This is a genomic window from Edaphobacter aggregans DSM 19364, assembly GCF_000745965.1.
GTDB classification, from domain to species: domain Bacteria; phylum Acidobacteriota; class Terriglobia; order Terriglobales; family Acidobacteriaceae; genus Edaphobacter; species Edaphobacter aggregans.
Genome location: NZ_JQKI01000247.1, coordinates 1 through 4,724 on the forward strand (window position 1 = coordinate 1; position 4,724 = coordinate 4,724).

A 4,724-nucleotide genomic window follows, 5' to 3' on the forward strand; every position below is an offset into this window, starting at 1 on the left:
CCGCAAGCTGCCAACCTGGTTCGTTGCGGCCAAAATGACAGCGCGGGTCTTCAACTGAGGGTACTCGAATCCCCCAGAATGCTCTGTGAGACCGGCTTCCGTGGTCATCGTTCTGGTCGCCGGAAGGACAAACTCTTGGAAAAGATGTCGCAGGTATACGAGTGTTTGTTCGAGGCCTTCCTCATCTCGGAGAGTCCACTGCTTGATGTCCTTATCGGGACCGAAGTGCTCGACGCGCCACTGCCAATCACATCCGTAATAAGGTGGCACCCTTTCGGCCGGCTTGCTGTAGAAGCCTAACCACCGCTTTGAGCAAGCCGCAACATTGACATAGAAGGTGGTCTCACCATGGTCTGCCCAGCGGCTCTTCTGGAAATTGACGATAACCCAGCATTGGGCTGATTCCAGAATAAAGTTCTGACTGGCAGCACGAAAGCCGTTTTCCTTGAAGAGCGGACGCAGTTCCTTGAGCACGGTCCTAAACAACTTCTCTGTCTCCGCTGACAATAAGACTCCTCCCAAGTGGCGAGTTTATTTCAGGATTACATCGGCTAGGTAATGAAAAGTCTCGTTTGCGGCAAGTTCGGGGGCGAAGTTGCCGATAACCCCGTTTTTCGTGCAGTTCAACTCGCTATCTTTTAGATTTGTTGTTCGACACCTACAATCATCATGATATGAGGCAATTCATGCGATTGAGCGCCCAGGGTTTGATTCTGCTTTTGTTGACTGCTGCTCCTCTAACTACTATGTCGGCGCAACTTCGCGGTTACAACCCGACAAACAGCGCTGATGACACAGCGAAAAGCGTGAGCCTTATACAGCTGATTGCGAACCCACGGGCCTGGGATGGTAAGAAGGTGCGGCTAATCGGTTTTCTGCGACTCGAATTTGAAGGAGATGCTTTGTATCTTCACAAGGAGGACTTCGAGCACAGTATCTCAAATAACGCGGTTTGGATTGACCGTCCTCGCGATCTGACGTCAGCGCAGGAGAAAGCAATGAACACACAATACGTCATTTGCGAAGGTACATTCCGTGCCACTGATAAGGGTCACATGGATATGTTCAGCGGAACCATTAGTGGAATTAATCGCCTTGAAGCATGGGATTTCGATAGAAGCAAAAAGTAGAAATTGCTCTGACTGTAGAGACCATGTTCCTGCAAAGTCGGCTTTTCAGCAAGTTCACTCGGCCAGTGGGGTTCGGCGCGTCGAACTTGCCGAAATCCCCCGTTTTTCGTGCACCTGTTCCGAGGCGAGCTATTCTTAGACCGTGATCACTACGAAGGTCTCGCTTGACTGCAAGAACATTAGAGATTGGCAATCCTTCCACGAGGAGTTTGCCCGGGTCTTCGGTTTTCCTGCCTTCTACGGCAAGAACATGGATGCTTGGATCGACTGCATGACCTCATTGGATGACCCGACGGATGGGATGTCCAATGTTCACTGTGCGCCCGGGACTGTACTAACTCTCGAACTAGAGAATGTCGAAGCGTTCACGAGGCGTTGCCCTGAGCAGTACCAAACCCTTATCAGGTGCGCAGCTTTCGTGAACTGGCGGCGCCTCGAAGTAGGCGAGCCATCGGTCCTGGCACTGAGCTTCAGATTCTAGTAAGCGTTAGCCACTTCCCTGAAAGTCGCGATTTCGGTAAGTTGCTGGCCAGCGCGTGGAAGTCCCAGCGGTCAAAGACCTTCGTTAACGCACATAAATTTCTGTTTCGTGAGTGTCCCCCTCTACCGAACTATCCTCAAGCCTGTCGCCTGACTAGCGACAACTCAACAAGAGATCGTTTCTGAACACGAGCCTGGGCCGATTTTACTTTCGCGGGGGTTGGACAATAATAGCCGTTATCTTACTGAAAGCGGGCACATCGGATTACGAGTCGACCGCACGAGGGAGATCCTAATGCCGCTAAGCCGCCAAACCAAACGTAAAGTTCTTGATGCACTTCTTATGCGTTCGGAACCAATAGAAGGCGATACCGATCTTGCCCTGACCATTGTGATCAGCGAACTGGCTTTTAGAATCTATCCATGAAGAGCACGGAAGAGTTCATGCCGGCCATCGAGGCATGCCTTCACAACGCGGAAAAACTGATCGTCGCTGCGAAGGCTAGCGCCGGACCGGGCAGCTACCACATCGCCTTCCATCTGGCGACGATGGCCCTGGAAGAGATTGGAAAATCTTCGATGATCTTCCTCGATGCGCTCGACCGAAAACCTGCCATCGGCGACGAAGAAGCCAAGACACCTCTCAAATGGGTTGATGACCATGAGCGTAAGTTGTTTTGGGCAATTTGGCTTCCCGGCCGTGAAAACTTGCGCGACTGGCGAACTATCCCTGCCGCCATGGAGTTCGCGCGCGTCATACACAAGGACAGACTCGACACCCTGTATGTTAACCCGGCAAGCCTGAACGGGCCGACGATTTCAGAACAGCGCGCCAAAAGCATCATCACCGCCGCGGATGCCCGGCTGAACATGGAGCGGGTTAAGCAGTTCCGCGACATGGGCAAGGATGAGCAGGACTTGATGCACTGGTTTTTCGCAGCCATGGACGACCCGCGCCTTAAGCCGATGATCTTTTCCAAAGCCAGCCTCGACAAGCAGGCTGAGTTCGGCGATGACTTTGGCGCGTGGATGAAGTGGCTGCGCGATACACTCGCGGAAGCCGACCGCAAGAGCATGGAACTGACCGACCTCGAAATGAAGCGGATTCCGGCCAAGGGTGAGGAGGGCTGGCAGGACAAGTTCGAGATCAAAATTCGCCTGAAGGCATGGTCGCACTCGATCCGACAAAACCAGTTCAAGGAATGGAACGCCCGGATCGACAAGCTCAAGCTGGCCAGCGGCAGCGACCGCAACGAGCTAGTTGTAACGCTCCTAATTCCAAAGCTCGTTGCTACACAGGATCTATGGAACATGGGCTGGCAGAATACTTATGTTTTCGTCACGGCTCTAAACATCGGCACGATGGGCTTCTTTTGGTGGTACACGCCTGAATACATCTCACGATATTTCGAAAAAGTCCGCGACATCGAGCATGAGAGCGATGTGCTGATTGATCGCGTACCGATGCTGAAGATCGAGTGGCCCCACCAGGCCCTAAAGGCCCCGAACCTGAACAACGTCAGCATCGTTTACAGCTTTATCGCCCAAGCGAATCAGCAAGAGTTCGAGTCCACGCGCCGTTATTTCCGCAACCTCGGTTTGATGGCGAAGAACGACATCTTTTTCCAGTTCGAGCCAACGATCTTCATCGAGTTCATATCGGCGCTGAAGGACGCTATGACAGCCTATGGCGATTGGGATGGAAAACCGGAGACAGCCGAGGCGTCTATCATTGCCTTTTTCGAAGGTATTTCTGCGACGCCTGAATTTACGGAGATGGTGCGCGACTTCCTCCAGATCGTCAATCAAATGATTGCGAACAAGATGGCGCCGCGAGTAATTACACTCGACGACGTTGTGAAGGCGAAACTTGTTTTCGATATTTACTTCAGGATGAAGTCACAACGATGGTATATGGACGAGCTAGCGAACAGTTAGCGTAAATCTAAACTTCCGCCGAACTCTTGACCCGACAGTGGTGAAGCTGGCGACCAAGACCGGACAACCGGGGGCGGAGTCAGTGGAGCGAAGGGAAGGGGCCGAGGGAAACGTTCTAACTGGACGGCAATACCCTCCACACCACTACGAGCGTTTCGGCGAATCCCACTTGTTCGACACCACAAGTGGCAAGCTCTTACCGTTCGAATGGACAACGGAAGGGAAGTGACTCTAGACGCCGAGAAGGCCAAACACATCGACTACGGCTACACCGTCGAGAAAGCGAAACGGTTGTCAACAGACCGAATTGTTCTCACTGGTGACAGCGCCCAGCTCGCAGAGCAGCAGGCGGCTCACACAAAGCTTAATCCCAAAATCCGCGATCTAGCGATCTATACGTCCGACAGCGCAAACACCTTGCATAAGGACCACAACATTGCTAATGAGAGCCTTCTCACCAAGGAGGGGATCTCCAATGCTCCAAATCTCGGCAAACTATCGGAGCCATCGAGCCCAGCAATCGAACTCGATGGCTACGGAATTGGAATGTAAGATCACAACCCGGCTCTCTGGGCCAGAAGTAGGTTAGGGACCTTTTTGCTGCGAAGTCTGCAACCACAACTCAGCAACCTTCTTAGAAGGCAACCACCCCGCGGACATCATATCCACAGGTTCCGGATAAGCGGCTTTGTTAATGACCGCATGGCATACATTCCAAGTCCGAGCCGCGCTCTCGGTAGATGGACATCGAGCGATATAAGCCGCCCATGCACTTTTTGCGTCGACCGTCCGAAGTGGTTTGTTTGGCTTCGGGTCTCTGCGCGACAGCACTTCATCGAGCCATACCAGAACCATGCGTTTCGTCACTCTCACAGCAAGGTGACCGGCATCATTCTGCACCAGAAATGTCCAAGGCGCTCCTTTCCGTTGGTAGCGCAGGAAATAGTCATATGGAGCCTGGGTAGTGGCAACCTTATCGGCACCTCCGGCAAAAATTAGTTCGGGAACCCTAAGCCCTTCCGCAGAAAGATTCACCCGATCAAGAGCCATCGGCTGATAATGCGCTGGATGAATGAGAACTGTGTACGCGCAAAGTAGAAATGTCCGGTTTCTGCAAAGTTGAAATGTCCAAACTACCCTTCCGAAAGTGAGCTTCGGGAGGAAGAGATTGGGCTT

Annotated in this window: 7 protein-coding genes; 5 read left to right on the forward strand and 2 right to left on the reverse strand. The window is 52.6% G+C overall.

Annotated features, from left to right (window positions below):
• Nucleotides 1-474, reverse strand: a 474-nt coding sequence (locus tag Q363_RS30580; protein WP_169747200.1) for a DUF4304 domain-containing protein, incomplete at its 3' end; no start/stop codon positions are given.
• 212 nt (nt 475-686) lie between these two features.
• Between Q363_RS30580 and Q363_RS30585 the strand changes: the two genes are divergently transcribed.
• From Q363_RS30585 to Q363_RS30600, 5 genes are all read left to right on the forward strand, one after another.
• Complete coding sequence (locus Q363_RS30585; RefSeq protein WP_051979571.1) at nt 687-1,130, forward strand: hypothetical protein; 444 nt, start codon at nt 687-689, stop codon at nt 1,128-1,130.
• A 142-nt stretch (nt 1,131-1,272) separates the two neighbouring features.
• On the forward strand, nt 1,273-1,611 hold the full coding sequence (locus Q363_RS30590) for a barstar family protein (protein WP_245632582.1): 339 nt from the start codon (nt 1,273-1,275) through the stop codon (nt 1,609-1,611).
• Nucleotides 1,612-1,905: 294 nt separating this feature from the next.
• Nucleotides 1,906-2,037 (forward strand): hypothetical protein, encoded by a 132-nt coding sequence (locus tag Q363_RS45760; protein ID WP_281176111.1) that lies wholly within the window; start codon nt 1,906-1,908, stop codon nt 2,035-2,037.
• Nucleotides 2,034-3,548, forward strand: a complete 1,515-nt coding sequence (locus Q363_RS30595) for an AbiV family abortive infection protein (protein ID WP_035358310.1) — start codon at nt 2,034-2,036, stop codon at nt 3,546-3,548. Before Q363_RS45760 ends, Q363_RS30595 begins: the two co-directional genes overlap by 4 nt.
• Before the next feature lie 225 nt (nt 3,549-3,773).
• Nucleotides 3,774-4,100, forward strand: coding sequence for a hypothetical protein (locus Q363_RS30600; protein WP_035358311.1), 327 nt, complete (start codon nt 3,774-3,776; stop codon nt 4,098-4,100).
• Nucleotides 4,101-4,133: 33 nt separating this feature from the next.
• Here Q363_RS30600 and Q363_RS30605 read toward each other — a convergent pair.
• Nucleotides 4,134-4,724 (reverse strand): hypothetical protein (locus tag Q363_RS30605; protein ID WP_211256444.1); only part of this gene is annotated, 591 nt, incomplete at its 5' end.